Raw genomic sequence first — 20,664 nt, 5'->3', positions numbered from 1 at the left:
AGGTATACATGGACAGAAAATTATCATTTATTCCATGCAAAATCTGCATGTGAACATAGAGGAGCGTTATAGATGCTTGGGATTTTAAATAAAATGTTTGATCCGACCAAACGTGCGCTGAACAAATACGAAAAAATAGCAAATGACATTGATGCCGTAAGAGGAGATTATGAAAATCTTTCTGACGAGGCGCTTAAAAATAAAACGGCGGAATTTAAAGAGCGGCTTGAAAAAGGAGAAACGACGGATGACCTTCTTGTCGAAGCGTTTGCCGTCGTTCGTGAAGCTTCCCGCCGCGTAACCGGCATGTTCCCGTTTAAAGTGCAGCTGATGGGGGGCATCGCCCTTCATGAGGGGAACATTTCCGAAATGAAAACAGGGGAAGGGAAAACGCTGACGTCTACGCTTCCCGTGTATTTAAATGCCTTGACGGGAAAAGGCGTTCACGTCGTAACGGTCAACGAATATCTGGCAAGCCGTGATGCCCAGCAAATGGGAGAAATCTTTGCGTTTCTCGGGCTTACAGTCGGCCTGAACCTGAATTCAATGTCAAAAGACGAAAAACGCGAAGCTTACGCAGCTGATATCACGTATTCAACGAACAATGAACTCGGCTTTGATTATTTGCGTGACAACATGGTGCTCTATAAAGAACAAATGGTGCAGCGCCCGCTTCATTTTGCCGTTATTGATGAAGTCGATTCAATTTTAGTCGATGAAGCGAGAACGCCATTGATTATTTCCGGACAAGCTCAGAAGTCCACAAAACTGTACGTGCAGGCAAATGCGTTTGTCCGCACGCTCAAGAAAGATCAGGATTATACGTATGACGTCAAAACGAAAGGCGTTCAGCTGACGGAAGAAGGAATGACGAAGGCTGAAAAAACGTTCGGCATCGACAACCTGTTTGACGTCAAAAACGTGGCCTTGAACCACCATATCAACCAGGCTTTAAAAGCCCATGCGGCGATGCAGAAAGACGTGGATTATGTTGTTGAGGACGGCCAGGTCGTCATCGTTGATTCCTTCACCGGCCGTCTGATGAAAGGACGCCGCTACAGCGAAGGTCTTCACCAGGCGATTGAGGCGAAAGAGGGCCTGGAGATTCAAAATGAAAGCATGACATTGGCGACGATTACGTTCCAAAACTATTTCCGTATGTACGAAAAGCTGGCCGGTATGACCGGTACCGCAAAAACGGAAGAGGAAGAATTCCGCAATATTTATAACATGCAGGTTGTATCCATCCCGACTAACCAGCCGGTCATCCGTGACGACCGTCCGGACTTGATCTACCGCTCAATGGAAGGGAAATTCAAGGCGGTGGCGGAGGATGTCGCCCAGCGCTACATGACCGGACAGCCGGTTCTTGTCGGTACGGTTGCCGTTGAAACGTCTGAATTGATTTCTAAACTTCTGAAGAATAAAGGGATTCCGCACCAGGTGCTGAATGCCAAAAACCATGAGCGTGAAGCTCAGATTATTGAAGAAGCGGGACAAAAAGGCGCTGTCACGATTGCGACCAACATGGCGGGACGCGGAACCGACATTAAACTCGGCGAAGGCGTAAAAGAGCTTGGCGGTCTTGCGGTCGTCGGTACGGAACGCCACGAATCCCGCCGGATTGACAATCAGCTCCGCGGACGTTCAGGACGTCAGGGAGACCCGGGCATCACACAATTTTATCTTTCAATGGAAGATGAATTGATGCGCCGTTTCGGAGCTGAACGGACGATGGCGATGCTTGACCGGTTCGGTATGGATGACTCCACGCCGATTCAGAGCAAAATGGTGTCACGCGCCGTGGAATCATCTCAAAAACGTGTCGAAGGAAACAACTTCGATTCACGTAAACAGCTTCTTCAATATGACGACGTGCTCCGTCAGCAGCGCGAAGTCATTTACAAGCAGCGTTTTGAAGTCATTGACTCTGAAAACCTGCGCGACATTGTGGAAGGCATGATCAAGTCTTCTCTGGAGCGTGCGATTGCCGCTTATACGCCGAAAGAGGAGCTTCCGGAAGAATGGAATCTTGACGGCCTCGTGGAGCTGGTGAATTCAACGTATCTTGATGAAGGCGCGCTTGAAAAGAGCGATATCTTCGGAAAAGAACCGGATGAAATGCATGAGATGATCATGGACCGCATCATGACAAAATATAATGAAAAAGAAGAGAATTTCGGTACAGAGCAGATGCGTGAATTTGAAAAAGTCATCGTATTGCGTGCCGTTGATTCAAAATGGATGGATCATATTGATGCGATGGATCAGCTGCGTCAAGGGATTCACCTTCGCGCTTATGCGCAGACAAATCCGCTGCGTGAATATCAAATGGAAGGCTTCGCAATGTTTGAGCACATGATTGAGTCCATTGAGGACGAAGTTGCGAAATTCGTCATGAAGGCCGAGATTGAAAGCAATCTGGAACGCGAAGAAGTTGTTCAGGGCCAAACGACGGCTCATCAGCCGCAGGACGGCGATGAGGCCAAACAAGCGAAAAAAGCGCCGGTCCGCAAAGTTGTGGATATCGGACGCAACGCGCCTTGCCATTGCGGAAGCGGAAAAAAATATAAAAATTGCTGCGGCCGGACAGAATAGTCTCGACTGTATGAAGCGAACATGACCGGGTCTGCGTCTTATGGCGCCCCGGATCTTTTAATGAGGTGAATGGAATGGAATTATCAGAAATCAGGGCAGAGCTCGAAAATATGGCTTCTCGTTTAGCGGACTTCAGGGGGTCTCTTTGACCTCGAATCAAAGGAAGCCCGCATTGCAGAATTAGATGAAAAGATGGCGGAACCGGAATTCTGGAATGACCAGCAGAAGGCCCAAACCGTCATCAACGAAGCGAACGGTCTGAAGGAATACGTGAACTCCTATCATCAGCTGAGCGAGTCTCACGAAGAGCTGCAAATGACACATGATCTTTTAAAAGAAGAACCTGACCAGGACCTTCAGCAAGAGCTTGAAAAAGAGCTGAAGTCATTAACGAAGGAATTGAATGAATTTGAGCTTCAGCTGCTGCTCAGTGAACCATATGACAAAAATAACGCGATTTTAGAACTTCACCCGGGCGCCGGCGGTACGGAATCCCAGGACTGGGGTTCCATGCTGCTCAGAATGTATACCCGCTGGGCGGAAAGACGCGGCTTCAAAGTTGAAACGCTTGATTATCTCCCGGGAGATGAAGCAGGAATTAAGTCAGTCACACTGCTTATTAAAGGCCACAATGCATACGGCTATTTAAAAGCGGAAAAAGGCGTACACCGCCTCGTGCGGATTTCTCCATTTGATTCATCAGGCCGCCGTCACACGTCATTCGTGTCATGTGAAGTCATGCCTGAATTCAATGAAGAAATCGACATTGATATTCGTACCGAAGATATTAAAGTTGATACGTACCGGGCGAGCGGTGCCGGCGGACAGCACGTCAATACGACTGATTCAGCCGTTCGGATCACCCACCTGCCGACAAATGTAGTCGTCACATGCCAGACGGAACGCTCCCAAATCAAAAACCGCGACCGGGCGATGAAAATGCTCAAAGCGAAGCTGTATCAGCGCAGAATTGAAGAACAGCAGGCGGAGCTTGACGAAATCCGCGGCGAACAGAAAGAAATCGGCTGGGGCAGCCAAATCCGCTCGTACGTCTTCCATCCGTACTCCATGGTGAAAGACCACCGCACCAATACGGAAATGGGGAACGTGCAGGCGGTTATGGACGGAGATATCGATATCTTCATTGACGCCTATTTACGTTCTAAACTGTCGTAATCCGGGAACACACCTGCCTTTGGCAAGGTGTGTTTTTTTATCCGTTCTCTTTTTCCATTTTTCACAACAGCGCTTTAGCAAATTAATACGGTATTTGGCTGTTATTTACTTCTAAGCCGGGAAGACTTAAAATGCTATCGAGAGAAAATCGGAGAACGGAGGATTTTGCATGGATGTGAATCACAATAAGCCGCTCCGTCTGATCAAAGATTACATATATATCATGATCGGCGCGGCGATTACGGGGGTCGTGTTTAACGTATTTTTGCTGCCGAACCGTATAGCAGCGGGAGGAGTAAGCGGGATCAGCACCATTTTAGAAACGTTTGGTTTTGAACCGGCTTACGTGCAGTGGATTATTAACATCCCTTTGTTTATCGCCGGAGTGATCATTCTCGGCGGGAAGTTCGGAATGAAGACACTGGTCGGTTCCATCGTTCTGCCGCTTGCCGTCTTATTAACAAGAGATCTGCCTCCCGCGACGACCCATGAACTGCTGGCGGCGATTTTCGGAGGTGTCGGGATCGGAACGGGAATCGGCATCGTGTATCTCGGCAAAGGCTCCACGGGGGGAACGGCTCTGGCGGCGCAGATCATTCACAAATACACGGGGCTGTCGCTGGGAACGTGCCTTGCCATCATGGACGGATTAATTGTGCTGAGCGCGATGCTCGTTTTCGGAGTGGAGCAGGGACTGTATGCGATGCTCGGGGTATTTATTTCAAGCAAAACGATTGATGTCGTGCAGGTCGGGTTCAACCGCTCCAAAATGGCTTTAATCATTACGCAGCATGAAGAAGCCGTCAGATCAGCTGTGTTTAAAGAAATCGACAGGGGTGTGACGAAGATTTCCGCAGTCGGCGGGTATACGGAACATGACCGGCCGATCTTAATGTGTGTCGTCGGTCAGACCGAATTCACAAAACTGAAACAAATCGTCAAACAAATTGATGAGTCAGCCTTTGTCATTGTCGCAGACGCAAGCGAGGTGCTCGGCGAGGGTTTCAAACGCGCGTAAACGAGGTTATAATAGCGAAGGGGTGCATCTTATATATGAAATCAAAATGGGCGCTGCTGGCGCTGGTTCTGACCATGTCCGTCCTGCTGGCGGCATGCGGCGGATCCAATGAATCGAAAAAAGAAAGCTCTGACAGCTCAGGCGGATCAAAAGCATCTGCGTCAGCGGGTGAAGAGCTTTATCAGCAAAGCTGTATCGGCTGTCACGGTAAAGACTTAGAAGGCGGCGGAGGTCCGAATTTACAGGAAGTCGGCGGGAAGTATGATGAAACTAAAATTGAAAGCATCATTAAAAACGGACGCGGCAATATGCCGAGCCATCTTGTAAATGATGAGGAAGCCGCGAAGATCGCAAAATGGCTGTCACAGAAAAAATAACAGAAAAACCTTGCCTGTTATAGGGGCAAGGTTTTTTCTCGGTCTGGGAATGAAAAGAAACTGTAATAGTAATATGTCTAAATTTGACGTATAATGAAGTGTACTGAGGAAAAGGAACTTTCAGATTTTTCATCTGTTTCCTGACGAATCGGCCATAAACCGCTGTATGTTTGCGAACTCTATGGCTGCAAGACATAAATAAAAGATTAGGTGATTTCATGATAGAGATGAAAGAAGTATATAAATCCTATCCGAACGGTGTAAAAGCGATTAACGGGCTGTCAGTCATGATTCATCCCGGGGAATTTGTATATGTCGTAGGACCGAGCGGAGCCGGTAAATCTACTTTTATTAAAATGATTTACAGAGAAGAAAAACCGACAAAAGGGCAAATATTGATTAATCATAAAGATCTCGCGGCTGTGAAAGAAAAAGAGATTCCTTTCGTGCGGCGTAAAATAGGTGTTGTTTTCCAGGATTTCAAACTCCTTCCGAAATTGACGGTATTTGAAAACGTAGCGTTTGCGCTTGAGGTTATCGGAGAGCAGCAGTCGGTCATTAAAAAACGCGTGCTCGAAGTGCTCGATCTTGTGCAGCTGAAGCATAAAGCGCGGCAGTTTCCCGACCAGCTTTCCGGAGGAGAACAGCAGCGTGTTTCCATCGCAAGATCCATCGTCAACAATCCTGACGTCGTGATAGCTGACGAACCGACGGGCAACCTTGATCCGGTAACATCATGGGAAGTGATGAAGACGCTGGAAGAGATTAATAACCGCGGAACGACCGTCGTGATGGCGACACACAATAAAGAAATAGTAAACACCATGAAGAAACGGGTCATCGCGATCGAAGACGGAATTATTGTGCGTGATGAGTCAAGAGGGGAGTATGGTTCTTATGATTAAAATTCTCGGGCGCCATTTGCGTGAGAGTTTTAAATCTCTCGGAAGAAACACGTGGATGACATTTGCATCCATCAGTGCCGTTACCGTTACATTGATTTTGGTCGGCGTGTTTTTAGTCATTATGCTGAATTTAAACAACATGGCTAAAAATGCTGAAAAAGAAGTGGAAATTAAAGTATTAATCGATCTGACGTCAAATAAGAAAACGCAGGATACGCTGCAGAGTGAGATTAAAGACATCTCAGGAATCCAAAGCGTAGAGTTTTCATCTAAAGATAAAGAGCTTGATCAATTGGTCAAAAGCTTCGGCGACAGCGGAAAGGCCATGAAAATGCAAGATCAGGAAAACCCGCTGAACAACGCGTTTATCGTCAAAACGACAGATCCGCATGATACGCCGAAAGTCGCGAAAAAAATTGAGAAGCTTGATCATGTGTATAAAGTAACATACGGGAAAGAAGAAGTCAGCCGTCTGTTTAAGATCGTCGGGGTGTCACGCAACATCGGGATTGCGTTAATCATCGGCCTTCTGTTCACGGCGATGTTCTTAATTTCGAATACGATTAAAATCACGATTTTCGCCAGAAGAAAAGAGATTGAAATCATGAAGCTTGTCGGCGCGACAAACTGGTTTATCCGCTGGCCGTTCTTCCTGGAAGGACTGCTGCTGGGGGTATTCGGTTCTGTCATACCGATCGCTCTCGTACTGAGTACGTACCAGTCGATGGTCGCTTGGGTGGCCCCGAAAGTTCAGGGATCATTTGTTTCACTTCTGCCGTACAGTCCGTTTGTGTTTCAAGTATCACTTGTGCTCATTCTGATCGGCGCGGTGATCGGAGTATGGGGAAGTCTGACTTCCATCCGGAAATTCCTTCGTGTATAAAAAAAAGCCAGTCTGATACAGACTGGCTTTTTTTAATGGTTTCGTTACTGAATGACGGGCAGGGCCGGTGATCCGGGCTTTAATGTAAAGTCATAAGACGATTCGTCACGGTACATCGGGTCCGCATAAATGGAATCCGAATCGTTTGCCGTTCCTTTTCGGTACGCTGTGAATGAATCATATTCTCTGTTCTTCCAATTCCAGATGCCGTCTTTTCCCGCTTCTTTGTGATAGACGTTATGATTAACGGTATTTTCTTCGTTTTTCGTAAAATCATTTGCGATAAAAATCCGTGAATCGCTTGCCGTCATGATGTTTTTTTCGATCGTGTTCCCTTTTGTGCCGTACTGCAGGAGCAGCTGGCCGCCGTCAAGGTCCTTCGTGTCATTTCGGTACATGATGTTGTGAGCGATCACCGAATTGATGGTGCCGCCGCGTTTCGTGTCATAGCCTCCGATTGAAATACCGGTGTATGCATTGCCGTACACCTTGTTATCCGTAATCCGGATATCTCGTGCGTATTTCCCTTTATGCTCAGAGGTGGCTTCAATCCCAAGGTCATTGTTGTAAACGGTGTTTTTCTTAATGTCCACATGTTCTGCGCCGTCAACGTAAATACCGCCCGCTGAATATTCATCTCCGTAAGCGGGATTTCCGTAAGAAGAGTTATGGCTCACCGTATTGTTTTCAATGACGCCGTTTCGCGCATAGTCGTTTTGCTTGGACGTTCCTTCGTATCCGATCACGTCAATCCCGATATTGTTATTGTCCCGGATGGTATTGCCGGCAATCTTAAATCCGTCGACATTCCCGTTCAGCACGACCGCTTCGCTTGCGCCGAGCGTCAGTTTTTCAACCGTATTATTTGTAATGCTGACATCCTTCATGGCACCTGTGCCGTAAAATGCGATGCCGTGTGCATTTCCTTCATCAGCCGTGGTTTTAATGTTCCGGATATGGTTGCCGTCAATGTTGATATGACTGCTTGATCCGGTGACGCAGATCCCCATGGCCGTCGCATCTTCTGATGATACGGAGAGATTCTCAAGCGTAACGCCGTGAATGGTAATGTACTGTTTATTGCGGATTTGGATTAACGGAGTTTCAGAATCGCTTTTTGGCGCAGATTTGCCGCTGATTGAGACATGCTCATTCTGATAGTTCCGAAATGTAATCGGCTTTTCGGCCGTGCCGCTGTGCTTTACTTCAAACGTTTCATCATATGTCCCTTCCCGAATCAATACGGTTGTCCCGGCCTCTGCCTTTTCAGCCGCATGTTTTAATGTGCGGAACGGCTTTTCTTTCGTTCCTTCATTTTGGTCGCTGCCTGCGGGAGAAACATACAAGGCGTCCGTCTGCGCTTTCTCATTGGCCTCTGTTTTTGGCCAGACAAAGGCGGTAATGCCTGCGGCCAGAACCGCCGCGGATAAAATCGATAATTTTATTTTCATATCGCATTCTCCTGTATATTTAATGAATTGCATACAAAATATTATACGTTACCCATATATATGAAACAATCTCGCATTTTCATTTTTTTGTTGCCGTTACATGAATTCTTTGCAATTTACACATACTATCTCCAGGTTTTCGTAAAAGGACTAAGAGGAGGTAAACGATGAAGCAGAAAATGATCGCAGTGATAGCGGCCCTAAGCATGATGTGCGGCGGAGCCCATATTGCCGGGGCGGCACAGCCGAATTCATCAGACGCAGAAAGAACCCGGGCAATGGAAAAAATCGAAAAAGCATATGAGCTGATCTCGAACGAATACGTGGAAAATGTAGATAAAGAAAAGCTTCTTGAAGGAGCGATTCAGGGGATGCTGTCTACATTAAACGACCCTTATTCCGTTTATATGGACAAGCAGACCGCTAAGCAATTTTCCGATTCTCTTGATTCTTCTTTCGAAGGGATCGGAGCTGAAGTCGGTATGAAAGACAATAAAATCATTATCGTATCACCGTTTAAGCAATCTCCGGCAGAAAAAGCGGGCCTCAAGCCGAATGATGAAATCATCAGTATAAACGGCGTGTCAATGAACGGGAAAGATTTAAACGAAGCCGTGCTGAAAATCAGAGGAAAAAAAGGATCGAAGGTTTCTATTAAAATACAGCGTCCGGGTACTGAAAAACAGCTGTCATTCCGGATTAAAAGAGCGGAAATCCCGCTTGAAACCGTATTTGCTTCCCGCAAAGAATCAGGCGGTCATCATGTCGGCTACATCGGCATATCGACATTTTCCGAGCATACCGCCGAGGACTTCGCCGCGGCGCTGAAAAAGCTTGAAAAACAAGGGATTGACGGTCTCGTCCTTGATGTAAGGGGGAATCCCGGCGGCTACCTTCAAAGCGTCGAACAAATTTTAAAGCATTTCATCACAAAAGACATGCCGTATATCCAAATTGCGGAGCGTAACGGCGATAAAAAACAATATTTCTCAACCTTAAAACATAAGAAGCCGTATCCCGTCAATGTTATAACAGATAAAGGAAGCGCCTCCGCTTCAGAAATTCTTGCGGGCGCGTTAAAAGAAGCGGGACATTATGACGTTGTCGGCGACACTTCTTTCGGTAAAGGAACGGTTCAGCAGGCCGTGCCTATGGGAGACGGGAGCAACATTAAATTGACGCTTTACAAATGGCTGACACCGAAGGGCAATTGGATTCACAAAAAAGGCATTGCTCCGACAATCGCTGTGAGCCAGCCGGATTATTTTGCGGCGGGACCGCTTCAGCTGAAACAGCCGCTTCAGCCTGATATGAACAGCGCGGATGTCAAGCACGCCCAAATCCTGCTGAAAGGCCTAGGCTTCGACCCGGGCAGAGCGGACGGCTATTTCAGCAAAACAATGAAAAAAGCCGTTCTGGCGTTTCAAGACCGGTACAAGCTTGATAAAACAGCGGTCATTGATAAAAAGACAGCGGAAAAAATGAATCAGCTGATGAATGAAAAGAAATCTGACGAAAAAAATGATTTGCAGCTGCAAATGGCGTTAAAATCATTATTTGTAAAATAAATGAAAAGGAGGCGTTTTTTGCGTCTCCTGTTTCTTTTGTCATTCATAAAAAGTGAACCAAAAGACATATAATTATGACGGTTTTGACAAGATATTAAAAAAATTTTCACATTTAAACATTTATAAAGGACAAACATTACCCGATATTTATAGAGAAGAGAGACTTTATGCCGATTTAATATGTATTCAAAATGAAACTTTTGAAAGTTGCCTCAGTCAGTTTTAGTTCTTACAATAAAAGAAGGTTCTAATAGAGAACAGTTTTAGTTTGGCAGCTGCATTTCAGTATCGAAAGCAGAAGTGTTTGCGGCGCTTCAGCACGGCAGCTGTAATCACCCGTGCTTATCTGGATAAAAAAATGGGGGTTCACAATTGAAGAGGGCAAGTATTGTGCGTGAAAAAAAATATTATGAATTAGTGGAACAACTAAAAGACAGAACAAAAGACGTCACATTTTCATCAACAAAAGCACTAAGTCTTCTTATGCTGTTCAGCAGATACCTGGTCAATTACACAAATGTTGAATGCGTTCACGAAATCAATGAAGAGTGTGCGAAGCATTATTTCACTTACTTAATGAAAAACCATAAACGTTTAGGAATCAATCTGACGGATATTAAGCGGTCCATGCTTCTGATCAGCGGCGTGATCGAGGTGGAGGTTGACCACTATCTGAAAGATTTCTCTCTCTCAAATGTAACGCTGTGGATGACGGAAGAGAGATAGACGTTTGAGATATTCAAGCCAATGATTATTTGGTAGAATAGAATTAAAATGTTTGGCTTGAGGCGGTGAAAGCAGTGTCTGTTCAATGGGGAATTGAACTTCTGAAAAGTATCGGTCTGTTTTTTTTGCACCCGATGTTCTGGTTTTTTATCATCATAAGTCTCGCATGCGGATATTTGCGGATCAAACGTGAACGCCATACGTTTCATACAAAGATCGCGGATATGTATGACGAGCTTATCTTTACATACATAAAAGGACTTATACCGGGTATTCTTCTCTCCATATTATTTTTTGGACTGGGAATTTCGATTCCATTCGGTCTTCTCGGCATAATCGCGGCCGTGACGGCTTTGGCTTCGCTGACGTTCCGTATGAATTGGCTGTCCTCAGCTTATATTGTCAGCGCCGGCATGTTCATTGCGTTTATCCTTCAGTATACCCACACAGTGCCGTTTGCGGATCGGTTTCCGCAGGCATTCGGCGTGAATTGGGCATCGGCGGCCGTGTTTATGGGCCTTTTGATTATCACGGAGGGAGCGGCTGCCTGCCGTTCAGCGCATCTGAAAACATCTCCGGCGCTTGTCGTCAGCAGCAGAGGCCTGCCTATCGGCCGACAATTGGCGAATCGCGCATGGCTGCTTCCGCTTTTCTTATTGGTGCCGGGCAGCGGGCTGGAGTCACACCTTTCTTGGTGGCCTGTCTTTACCGTGCCGGGCGGCTCTTTCCATTTAATCTGGATTCCTTATATCGCCGGCTTCGGACAGCGTGTGCAGGGGTCACTTCCGGAAGTCAGCATAAGGATAACGGCGAAACGCGTCATGATTCTCGGGGTTATCGTGACCGCATTCGGAGCAGCTGCCCTTTGGTGGACTCCGCTTGCCGGAGCTGCCGCTTGTATTGCGGTGCTCGGACGCCTGTTTTTATCATTAAGACAGCGGCTGAACGATAACGCGGCTCCGTTTTATTTCTCTAAGCGGGATCAGGGCTTAATGGTGCTCGGCATCATTCCGAATACACCCGCGGACGATCTTGAGCTGAAGATCGGTGAGATTATTACGAAAGTAAACGGCATCCCCGTGAAACATGTATCGGATTTTTATGAAGCACTTCAAAAAAACCGCGCATTTGTAAAAATGGAGATCATCGGCCTGAACGGTGAGATCCGTTTTGATCAGCGCGCGTCCTATGAAGGCGAACATCATGAATTAGGTATTTTATTCGTGCAGGATGAACACGAGCACGAAGAAATGACAGCATTATAAAAGAGCCCGGTGCCGCTAACAACACGGCGGCCGGGCTTTTTTTTACGGCCGGATTACGATGTCAGCCGGATACAATACTGAGGTAATGGCGCCGACGACGGTATCGGATGCCGTGTCGATGATGGAAATCAGATTGCTGAAAAAATTCGTGACGAAGATACGTGTTCCGTCAGCTGCCGGTTTGGCGCTGAACGGATACAGACCGACCGGAATAACCGCGGTGATCGTGTTTGCAGCGGTATCCAGCACAGATACGGTGCTGCTGCTCGAGTTTAAAATATACACTTTCGCCCCGTCAGGCGTTACCGTGACACCGAGCGGATTCAGCTCCGTATTGACGGTATCGATGATCGTGTTTGTGCCGGTATCGATGATGGCGAGGTTGTTGCTGTTAAGGTTTGTCATATAAGCCTTGCTTCCGTCTGGCGAAAAGACGGCATCTGAAGGAGAGCTGTACGGCATAATAATGGTTGCCGCCACTGTATTGTCTGACGTGCGGATGATTGAAACGGTGTTTGTATTGGTATTCAGCACATAGACAAGCTGTCCGTTCGGCGATACGGCGATGCCTGTCGGCAGAAGGCCGACGGGGATGACTGAGGTGACGGTATTGGTTTGTGTGCTGATCACATATACATTGCTGCTTTGCTGGTTGGTGACGTATATAAAGTTTCCGTTTGGCGAAGCGGCGATTTTATAAGGAGACGCGCCTGCCGGGATTCTCTCGACCTCGCTATTTGTCTCGGTTGAGAGAACGGATACGCTGTTTTCTCCTGAATTACAGACGTACAGAAATCTGCCGTCAGGCGTTATCGTAATGCCCAGCGGTGCTGCTCCCACCGGAATGACACTTGAAACCGTGCCGGTCATTTTATTGAGGACGCCGACATGGTTGCTTAAATAGTTGGTCACATACGCAAAAGCTGCCGGGTTCACAGTGAGATCCGCGGAAGCCGGCAGAAGCGAACCGATGATCAGCACCGTATTCTCTGCAGAAAAGGTATACGTGCCTGCCGCCGGGAGTGTTTTGTTTTTCAGCACAAGCGTGAACTGGGCAAGTCCGAGAAGATCAAGCGTCAATGGCAAAGTGACTTTTCTGCCGCCTTCTGATAGTTGTGAAGAAGTTAAGTTATTGTTGTTGAGGGTGTCATTCGTTGTGGCGGTAAACCCTTCAGGCAGACGGAATACGACTCCGCCTAACGAAAGCACGGAATTCGGCGAATAGGTAAGAACGAGATCTGACGCTGTTCCTTCTATGCTGTTTTGAACGGCCGTGACCGTAAGAGACGGTGCCAACGGGCGAATTTGATCTGGATTCTCAGCCATTTACATTCCTCTTTTCTCTTTTAAATAAAAAGAATCTCATAGAGAAAAACCGCATTGCGATACTCTATGCATCGGGGGAGTGCGGTGACACTTTGAGAGAGAAAATGAAGAAGGAAAACTAGAAAAGGTTCCGGAAAGCTGATGCTTACGGAACCTTTTTCGTTATGCCGAATGGCTTTTTTTCGTCTGAACGGTTTCCCCGGACTTAATTCCAAGCGATACGAACAAGCCGATCACAGAAACTCCGATCAATATGATAAACAGAATATGAAACCCGGAGATTAAACCGATCAGTGCTGAAGAAATAATGCTTCCGAAATAACGGAAGGTGGAGAAAATCCCGGATGCGATGCCGGACATGCCCGGTTCTACCGTCGCAAGAGAAGATACCTGCATGCTAGTCAGCCCCGCACCTGACGCGATGCCTCCTACAATAAGCGATGCCATAAGAAACGGAACGGAATGGGAATAAACCAAAAGCAGAAATAAGAGATTGGCTGCGGCCATCAGCCCGAAGGACAGAAAAATCATTCTTCGCGCGCCCCATTTCTGATGCAGCTGAGCTCCGCCCCAGTTGCTGGCGGACATGAAAACAGAAAAGACTGACAGCGCCATGCCGCTGTGCGACGTGTTCATGCTGAAGTGGCCGGTCATAAAGAGCGGCATAATCAATAACACGGCGTACATCATTAAATTACTTAACAGAACCGACAGATTGGCGCTCGTAAAGGTCGTGTTTTTAAATAGATCAAAATCAATAATCGGATGTTTCGTGCGCAGTTCCCGCCTGAAAAATAGCGGAACCAATACGAGAATGAGCAGCGCGTACACCCAATAGCCCAAAGAGCTTTCATTTTTCGTCAGAAGAATAATAGATACAATGCTTCCGGCAAGCAAAACGGACCCGATGATATCAAGCGGAGCGTCAGACGTTTCTTCTTTATATTTAGGAAACATCATTAATGCCGTCACGAGTGCGATCGCAAGAAACGGAATGTTGACCCAAAAGATCGAATGCCAGCTGAAGCTCTCAATTAATAGAGAGCCGATAAACGGACCGAGAGCTGCGCCCAGCCCGGCGCCGAGGCCGAAAAAGCCGAATACTTTCGGAAGCCGTTTTTCAGACACGACATGGCGGATGATGGCGATGCTGTTTGGCGTAAGCAAAGCGCCGCCGGCAGCCTGAAGCGCCCGGAAGAAAATCAATAAGAAAAGACTTGGCGAGAGGGCGCACCCCAATGATGCGATGAGAAAAAGGCCGACGCCCCATAAATACATTTTTTTGTTACCGTACATATCACCGAGTTTGCCGGCAATGGGCTGTGTCACTGCCATCACGATTAAGTACACGGTCACTACCCATGTGATGCTGGCAATTGATTCGCTGAATGAGCGGGAAATGGATGAAAGGGCGACTGCGATCATCGTAGAATTGATGGGAACGAGTATGGCTCCCAGCAAAAGCGAAACGATCAGCGCCCATTCTTTCTTTGAACCCATCCTTCATCCTCCTTGGAGCCGGAAAATGACCGGCCGGTAATGCCTTTCATGAAAATCTCAGTGCTGTGTTTCAGCATCGTTTCCTCAGAGAGAGTAATGACTCTTTTCCCCAGCTGCAGCCGGTGTATAAAATAACCGAAAATCATCGTCATAAAGACGTCTGCATTAGCTTCTTCGCTGCCGGGGCTTATCATATTTTTCTTTGTCAGCTCCTTAAAGTAAACGATTAAATGCTTTTTCACGGATTGCGGATATACGACAATATCCTGCAGGACGTCTTCGAATAGTTCCGGTTCGCGCAGGCAGATGCGGAACACTTCTTTTTTTTGTTCCAATTGCTGCAGAAGGGTCGCGGCGAAATGAAGAAGATCCTCATACAGATCGCCTTCCGCCTTGGTGATCATGCTTTCCGGAACCGGCGCCTGCTGTTCAATCATGGCTTTCATTAATCCTTGTTTGTTTTTAAAATTACGGAAAATCGTTGCTTCGCTTACTTTTGCTTTTTCTGCGATTTCCTTTGTTGTCGCTGCGCGGTATCCTTTTTGGATGATCAGATTCATCGCGGCGTCAATAATTCTCTTGTTCGTCGTTCTCAACATGTTTCACCTCGCGTAAATACTGGCAGGACAAGTATACACCCGCCCTGCCCGTCAATAAAGAGGGAAACCTAGCATGAAGCGCGTTTGACAATCGTAATCTTGCCGTTTGTCCCGTCTACCGTGACGATATCTCCGTCGTTGAGCCTGTCAGTCGCGGCACGTGTGCCGAGAACGGCCGGGAGCCCGTATTCTCTCGCGATGATCGCCGCATGTGACAGGATGCCGCCCGTGTCCGTAATGACGGCCTTTGCATCCTGGAACAGACTGGTCCAAAGCGGTGTCGTCATTTTGCAGACAAGCACGTCTCCTGTTGAAAAACGGGAAAATTCACTTGCGTCACGAATGACTTTCACCGGTCCGCTTGCGATTCCGCTTGACGCTGCAAGTCCGTAAATTTGATGTTCAGTATTTTTTTCATCTTCTGTGATGGAGCCGGTAATCTGTTCAGCCGTTTTCAGCTGTTCCGAAGTCGGAGTCCCGAGATAAGCGGGGGCTTCAAGCAATTGATATTGCTGGAAGAGCCGTTTTCGTTCAGCGGCTTTTTCCTGCATCGGAACCGGCGACGCCAGCGCTTTCTCGACTTCATCGCTGTATAAGTACCACATATCCTCCCGATCATCGATTACGCCTTGTTTTTGAAGCAGCTCGCCGATTTTCAGAAGGCAAAGGCGCGCTTTGGCGTCCAGCATCGCATCAATATAAAAATGGTGATCATCTTTGATGACGGATGAAGACAATGTCCACTGATAATAGCGGTCAAATGTCTCCCGGAAGCCGTCATCTTCAATTCTATCCATAAAGTCGGCGTAGAGCTGTTTTCGTTTTTCTATCGTTTTATGAAACTCACTGTCAAAATCGTATCCGTTTCGGACATAGTTCTGAATGTTGGCCAAAGCGAAATAAGGGTTTTCCGCCCAAGTTTCTTCAATGAGATCATGACTTTTCACGGATCTCCAGCCGTATTCCTGTAAAAATTCGCCGACTTGTTCGAGAAAGCGTTTTCCCTCATTTGATTGCAGAAGCGTCTGATGCAGCTCATCGGCATGAGAAACCGTAAAGACGCGCCGCAGCTCAGGGCTGTCTTTTACTTGTCCGGAAAGCAGCCAGAGCTGTCTGTCGGTCTCCAATGACTTATTCATGACGCCGGCCAGCATTTCATACAGAAGGGAGGTGTTTTCTTTCTCAACCTGTCCGTACATAGATTCCAGTATCATGTTTAACGCAACCTGCGGAAAGACAATATTGAAATGTTCTGCGTATCCTTTTAAATAGAAGTCTTGCAGGTTTCGGAACGCATCAATGGCAGTCTCCGGCGTATGGTCTGTATGCGCCAGTTCGTCCAGCTTTTGATAAAAAGGCAGAAAGGTTTCCTGAATAATATCGTACATGCGGTCAGCCAAGACGGGGAAAAGCGCTTCTAACTGTTCTGCGGGCAGCTTGTCGTTCGTCTTATGCTGTCTGGAAAAAACATGGCCCTGATGAAGTTTGACACGCTCAATCTCGATGCCCATCACAGGGAAGGTCTTCGTGCTCTCTTTGAGGCCGTATTCCAAAGCCGGCACAATGAGTGAAGCGAATAACGGGCTGACGGGACCTTCTATATTGGACTCCATATTGAGCCAAAAATCTTTCTGATCCCGGGGCGTCATGATAAATTCCCGTTCTTCGTCTGCCGCTTTCTGATCCTGCGCGATCGTTGTAATCGGTCTGGCCTGAAGCAGATACAGCTTATTTTCGGCAAATCCGAATTCGAGATCCACGGGATAACCGTACAGTTCTTCCGTCTTTATCGTCAGCATGGCAAGCTCTTTGACGCTCTCGTCATCAAGGCAGAAGCGGTTTCTCATGTCAGCGGACGTCTCTTTTTCCGTCACGCCTTCGTCTTTAGAGACGATATACATTTCTTTTAAGCCGATTTCTTTTTCAATCTGAAATGTGTCTTTATTGACGATAAATGTGTCGGGCGTCACGCTGCCGGAGACGATTGCTTCTCCGAGGCCGTAGCTCGCGCTGATCATCAGTTCTCCGTCATCATGTGTGACGGGGTTGCGGCTGAAAATGACCCCTGAAACCTCGGAATTGATCAGACCTTGCACGACAACGCCCATTAACGGTTCTGCGGTGTCATTGTTCATTTTCTCTTTATAACCGCTGACCCGCGCCGAGAAGAAGGAAGCCCAGCACTCTTTCACTTTTCCGAGAAACTCTTCTTCAGTTTTGATATTTAAATAGGTTTCGTACTGTCCCGCGAAAGAAGCGCCTTCAAGATCTTCGGACGCGGAGGAGGAACGTACGGCGACAGAGGCGTATGATTCTCTCAATTCATAAAACGATGCGGTCAGTTCCTCCCGAAGCTCTTTTGAAAACGTGCCGTTCATAATGGCGCGCTCCAGCTGTTCCTGATCTGCTTGAAGCCCGTTGTCTTCCATAAAACGTGTCAGGGCATTCGTCTGAATGATAAAACCGCCGGGAACGGGCAGCCCGTTTTTCGTCAGTTTAATCAGGTTCATTCCTTTTGCTCCTGCAGAGCGGCTCGATTCTTCCGCTTTTTGAAATCGCACTGAATACATGCGGTATGACCCCCTTTTTTTCTTCATCCAAGAAAATGATAGTAAACACTATCATTACATTGTAAAGAGGGAGGAAGAAACTGTCAAAGATACAAAGACCTAAACCTTCTCATCCTTTCGGCTGAAGAAAGGTAATTCGATTCATCTGGTTAATGGTTCAATGGATTTATATTCACATTTTCTTTGACAGATGATTGAAGACTGCCGAAAAAGGGTATTGTGATAGCAGGGGAACGATTGTCCGATTCTTCATTTTTTACTATAATCAGATGAGATGAAGAATTCCCGAGGAGGGTTTTTGTGATTACAAAAGCCGTTTTTGCATTATGTTTCCCTTTTATGCTGGTCGTCCTTTTTACGCGCGTCACGTTTAACCACTATGTGGCGATCGCTCTCACAGCCGCACTGCTTTTCGCATCCTATTTAAAGGGTTACACCGAAACGTATTTTATCGTTGGATTGGATGTCGTATCGCTGGTGGCCGGAGGGCTGTACATGGCCAAAAAAGAAGCAGACAAAAAGAAAGACAATGCCTGACATAGTGAATATGAAATAGAATGCCTGCTTTTACGCCATAAAAGCAGGTTTTTTATACAAAAATTGACTTGGTAAAAATAAACCATCGAACTTTAGTTCGTATTTTTAGTGATTTTGCCCGTCATTGTGTTACTATATCAATAGGAAGATTTCGTAAAGAAACGGAGGCTTTTTTGTGAAAGATCGTTTTGAGTTAGTCTCGAAATATCAGCCCCAGGGAGATCAGCCGCAAGCGATTGAGAAGCTTGTCAAAGGCATACAGGAAGGCAGAAAACACCAGACTCTCCTGGGTGCGACAGGGACGGGCAAAACCTTTACCGTGTCCAATCTGATTAAAGAAGTGAACAAACCGACACTGGTCATTGCCCATAACAAAACCCTTGCCGGACAGCTGTACAGCGAGTTTAAGGAGTTTTTCCCGAACAACGCTGTCGAGTATTTTGTCAGCTATTACGATTACTATCAGCCGGAGGCGTACGTGCCTCAAACGGATACTTTTATAGAGAAAGACGCAAGCATTAATGATGAAATTGATAAGCTGAGACACTCCGCGACATCCTCTCTGTTTGAACGGAGAGATGTCATCATTATCGCGAGTGTGTCATGCATATACGGCCTCGGTTCGCCTGAAGAATACCGGGAAATGGTCGTGTCGCTCAGACCGGAAATGGAGATTGAGCGGAACGAGCTGCTGAGAAAGCTTGTGGATATCCAGTATGCCCGCAATGATATCGACTTTCAGCGCGGGACGTTCCGCGTGCGCGGAGACGTTGTGGAAATCTTTCCGGCTTCCCGTGACGAACATTGTATCAGAGTGGAATTTTTCGGAGACGAAATTGAGCGGATCAGGGAGGTCGACGCTTTGACCGGAGAAATTCTCGGCGACCGTGACCATGTCGCGATTTTCCCGGCTTCCCACTTCGTCACCCGGGCGGAAAAGATGGAAAAAGCGATTCTGAATATTGAACAGGAGCTTGAGGAGCGCTTGAAAGTGATGCACGAAAACGGCAAGCTCCTTGAAGCGCAGCGGCTTGAGCAGCGGACGAGGTATGATCTTGAAATGATGCGGGAAATGGGTTTTTGCTCAGGGATCGAGAACTATTCAAGACATTTGACGCTCCGTCCGCCGGGCTCTACGCCGTATACGCTGCTTGATTATTTTCCGGACGATTTTATGATTGTCGTTGATGAATCACATGTGACGATTCCGCAGGTGCGCGGCATGTTCAACGGTGACCAGGCGAGAAAACAGGTGCTTGTCGATCACGGGTTCCGCCTCCCGTCAGCGCTTGACAACCGTCCGCTCCGATTCGAGGAATTTGAAAAGCATATGCACAATATCGTGTACGTGTCGGCGACTCCGGGACCGTATGAAATTGAGCATACGCCGGAAATGATCGAGCAGATCATCAGACCGACGGGGCTCCTCGATCCTCTCATTGACGTCCGTCCGATCGAAGGACAGATTGATGATCTGATCGGTGAGATTCAGGCGAGGATTGAACGGAATGAACGCGTTCTCGTGACGACTTTAACGAAAAAAATGTCAGAGGATCTGACCGATTATCTCAAGGAAATCGGCATCAAGGTCAATTATCTGCATTCCGAGATTAAGACGCTTGAACGGATTGAAATCATCCGTGACCTCCGCCTCGGAAAACATGATGTGTTAATCGGCATCAACCTGCTAAGGGAAGGGCTTGATATTCCGGAAGTGTCACTTGTCGCCATTCTCGATGCGGATAAAGAAGGCTTCCTCCGTTCTGAACGTTCGCTGATTCAGACGATCGGACGGGCGGCACGAAACGCGGAAGGCCGCGTCATCATGTATGCCGATAAAATCACGAATTCGATGGAGATCGCAATTAATGAAACGAAGCGCCGACGGGAACAGCAGGAGCGCTTTAACGAAATTCACGGCATTACGCCGCAAACGATCAATAAGGAAATCCGCGATGTGATCCGCGCGACGCAGGCCGCTGAGGATAAAGAAGAATATAAAACAAAAGCCGCGCCTAAACTGGCGAAGATGACGAAGAAAGAACGCCAGAAAGTCGTTGAGCAAATGGAGCACGAAATGAAAGAAGCGGCCAGAGCGCTTGATTTCGAGCGGGCGGCAGAGCTTCGTGATTTACTGTTAGAGCTTAAAGCGGAAGGATGATGAA

The 20,664-nt window shown here is 47.2% G+C and carries 16 protein-coding genes; 11 read left to right on the top strand and 5 right to left on the bottom strand.

All coding sequences use genetic code 11. From position 1 onward, the window contains the following. Positions 1–72 precede the first annotated feature (72 nt). From secA to ftsX, 6 genes are all read left to right on the top strand, one after another. Positions 73–2,598 (top strand): preprotein translocase subunit SecA, encoded by a 2,526-nt coding sequence (gene secA, locus L3V45_RS16755; RefSeq protein ID WP_003151414.1) that lies wholly within the window; start codon positions 73–75, stop codon positions 2,596–2,598. A 74-nt stretch (positions 2,599–2,672) separates the two neighbouring features. Beyond that, positions 2,673–3,774 (top strand): peptide chain release factor 2 gene (gene prfB / locus L3V45_RS16750; RefSeq protein WP_096034905.1). Its coding sequence is split into 2 segments (ribosomal slippage): positions 2,673–2,744 and positions 2,746–3,774, totalling 1,101 coding nucleotides; the frame shifts between segments, so codons are not numbered across the junction. Between the two features lie 169 nt (positions 3,775–3,943). Continuing rightward, positions 3,944–4,792 (top strand): YitT family protein, encoded by an 849-nt coding sequence (locus tag L3V45_RS16745; RefSeq protein ID WP_025853535.1) that lies wholly within the window; start codon positions 3,944–3,946, stop codon positions 4,790–4,792. 35 nt (positions 4,793–4,827) lie between these two features. Beyond that, positions 4,828–5,169, top strand: a complete 342-nt coding sequence (gene cccB / locus L3V45_RS16740; RefSeq protein WP_025853534.1) for a cytochrome c551 — start codon at positions 4,828–4,830, stop codon at positions 5,167–5,169. Positions 5,170–5,387: 218 nt separating this feature from the next. Then, positions 5,388–6,074, top strand: a complete 687-nt coding sequence (gene ftsE, locus L3V45_RS16735; protein ID WP_003151418.1) for a cell division ATP-binding protein FtsE — start codon at positions 5,388–5,390, stop codon at positions 6,072–6,074. After that, positions 6,067–6,957 carry a permease-like cell division protein FtsX gene (gene ftsX, locus L3V45_RS16730; RefSeq protein ID WP_003151419.1) on the top strand — a complete coding sequence of 297 codons (891 nt, stop codon included), beginning with the start codon at positions 6,067–6,069 and terminating at the stop codon, positions 6,955–6,957. Before ftsE ends, ftsX begins: the two co-directional genes overlap by 8 nt. 44 nt (positions 6,958–7,001) lie before the next feature. Here ftsX and L3V45_RS16725 read toward each other — a convergent pair whose 3' ends face one another. After that, positions 7,002–8,408 (bottom strand): right-handed parallel beta-helix repeat-containing protein, encoded by a 1,407-nt coding sequence (locus L3V45_RS16725; protein WP_060387190.1) that lies wholly within the window; start codon positions 8,406–8,408, stop codon positions 7,002–7,004. A gap of 206 nt (positions 8,409–8,614) precedes the next feature. Between L3V45_RS16725 and ctpB the strand changes: the two genes are divergently transcribed. The 3 genes from ctpB (at position 8,615) to L3V45_RS16710 (ending at position 11,967) form a co-directional block, all read left to right on the top strand. Then, positions 8,615–9,976 carry a carboxy-terminal processing protease CtpB gene (gene ctpB, locus L3V45_RS16720; protein WP_370880548.1) on the top strand — a complete coding sequence of 454 codons (1,362 nt, stop codon included), beginning with the start codon at positions 8,615–8,617 and terminating at the stop codon, positions 9,974–9,976. Positions 9,977–10,348: 372 nt separating this feature from the next. Continuing rightward, the gene (gene swrA / locus L3V45_RS16715; protein ID WP_014305920.1) at positions 10,349–10,702 is read left to right on the top strand and encodes a swarming motility protein SwrAA; all 354 of its coding nucleotides are present in this window, start codon (positions 10,349–10,351) and stop codon (positions 10,700–10,702) included. Positions 10,703–10,776: 74 nt separating this feature from the next. Beyond that, positions 10,777–11,967 carry a cell division topological determinant MinJ gene (locus tag L3V45_RS16710; RefSeq protein WP_039063710.1) on the top strand — a complete coding sequence of 397 codons (1,191 nt, stop codon included), beginning with the start codon at positions 10,777–10,779 and terminating at the stop codon, positions 11,965–11,967. A gap of 42 nt (positions 11,968–12,009) precedes the next feature. Here the strand turns inward: L3V45_RS16710 and L3V45_RS16705 are convergent, their stop codons facing one another. The 4 genes from L3V45_RS16705 to L3V45_RS16690 all read right to left on the bottom strand — a co-directional run bounded on the left by L3V45_RS16705 (position 12,010) and on the right by L3V45_RS16690 (position 17,962). After that, the gene (locus L3V45_RS16705; protein WP_014305918.1) at positions 12,010–13,293 is read right to left on the bottom strand and encodes a BslA/BslB family hydrophobin; all 1,284 of its coding nucleotides are present in this window, start codon (positions 13,291–13,293) and stop codon (positions 12,010–12,012) included. Positions 13,294–13,455: 162 nt separating this feature from the next. Beyond that, the gene (locus tag L3V45_RS16700; protein WP_003151435.1) at positions 13,456–14,793 is read right to left on the bottom strand and encodes an MFS transporter; all 1,338 of its coding nucleotides are present in this window, start codon (positions 14,791–14,793) and stop codon (positions 13,456–13,458) included. After that, the gene (locus tag L3V45_RS16695; protein ID WP_003151436.1) at positions 14,766–15,389 is read right to left on the bottom strand and encodes a TetR/AcrR family transcriptional regulator; all 624 of its coding nucleotides are present in this window, start codon (positions 15,387–15,389) and stop codon (positions 14,766–14,768) included. The genes L3V45_RS16700 and L3V45_RS16695 overlap by 28 nt, the downstream gene beginning before the upstream one ends. 71 nt (positions 15,390–15,460) lie before the next feature. Further along, a complete protein-coding gene (locus tag L3V45_RS16690; protein WP_236837110.1) occupies positions 15,461–17,962 on the bottom strand; it encodes a PEP/pyruvate-binding domain-containing protein in 2,502 nt (833 codons plus the stop codon). 300 nt (positions 17,963–18,262) lie between these two features. Between L3V45_RS16690 and L3V45_RS16685 the strand changes: the two genes are divergently transcribed. After that, positions 18,263–18,499 (top strand): CsbA family protein, encoded by a 237-nt coding sequence (locus L3V45_RS16685; protein ID WP_003151438.1) that lies wholly within the window; start codon positions 18,263–18,265, stop codon positions 18,497–18,499. Positions 18,500–18,674: 175 nt separating this feature from the next. Continuing rightward, a complete protein-coding gene (uvrB, locus tag L3V45_RS16680; protein ID WP_003151439.1) occupies positions 18,675–20,660 on the top strand; it encodes an excinuclease ABC subunit UvrB in 1,986 nt (661 codons plus the stop codon). Positions 20,661–20,664: the final 4 nt, after the last annotated feature.

The sequence above is a fragment of the Bacillus sp. R45 genome, from assembly GCF_021729365.1.
Classification (GTDB): Bacteria; Bacillota; Bacilli; order Bacillales; family Bacillaceae; genus Bacillus; species Bacillus velezensis.
The sequence above is the reverse complement of the archived record's forward strand: the minus strand, read 5'-3'. Positions and strand labels throughout refer to the sequence as shown.

Bases quoted from the DNA above. Each gene is read 5' to 3' on its own strand.
- ftsX (WP_003151419.1), top strand. From the start codon at position 6,067: ATGATTAAAATTCTCGGGCGCCATTTGCGTGAGAGTTTTAAATCTCTC.
- secA (WP_003151414.1), top strand. From the start codon at position 73: ATGCTTGGGATTTTAAATAAAATGTTTGATCCGACCAAACGTGCGCTG.
- L3V45_RS16745 (WP_025853535.1), top strand. From the start codon at position 3,944: ATGGATGTGAATCACAATAAGCCGCTCCGTCTGATCAAAGATTACATA.
- cccB (WP_025853534.1), top strand. From the start codon at position 4,828: ATGAAATCAAAATGGGCGCTGCTGGCGCTGGTTCTGACCATGTCCGTC.
- L3V45_RS16725 (WP_060387190.1), bottom strand. From the start codon at position 8,408: ATGAAAATAAAATTATCGATTTTATCCGCGGCGGTTCTGGCCGCAGGC.
- L3V45_RS16690 (WP_236837110.1), bottom strand. From the start codon at position 17,962: ATGTATTCAGTGCGATTTCAAAAAGCGGAAGAATCGAGCCGCTCTGCA.
- L3V45_RS16700 (WP_003151435.1), bottom strand. From the start codon at position 14,793: ATGGGTTCAAAGAAAGAATGGGCGCTGATCGTTTCGCTTTTGCTGGGA.
- ctpB (WP_370880548.1), top strand. From the start codon at position 8,615: ATGATGTGCGGCGGAGCCCATATTGCCGGGGCGGCACAGCCGAATTCA.
- L3V45_RS16705 (WP_014305918.1), bottom strand. From the start codon at position 13,293: ATGGCTGAGAATCCAGATCAAATTCGCCCGTTGGCACCGTCTCTTACG.
- ftsE (WP_003151418.1), top strand. From the start codon at position 5,388: ATGATAGAGATGAAAGAAGTATATAAATCCTATCCGAACGGTGTAAAA.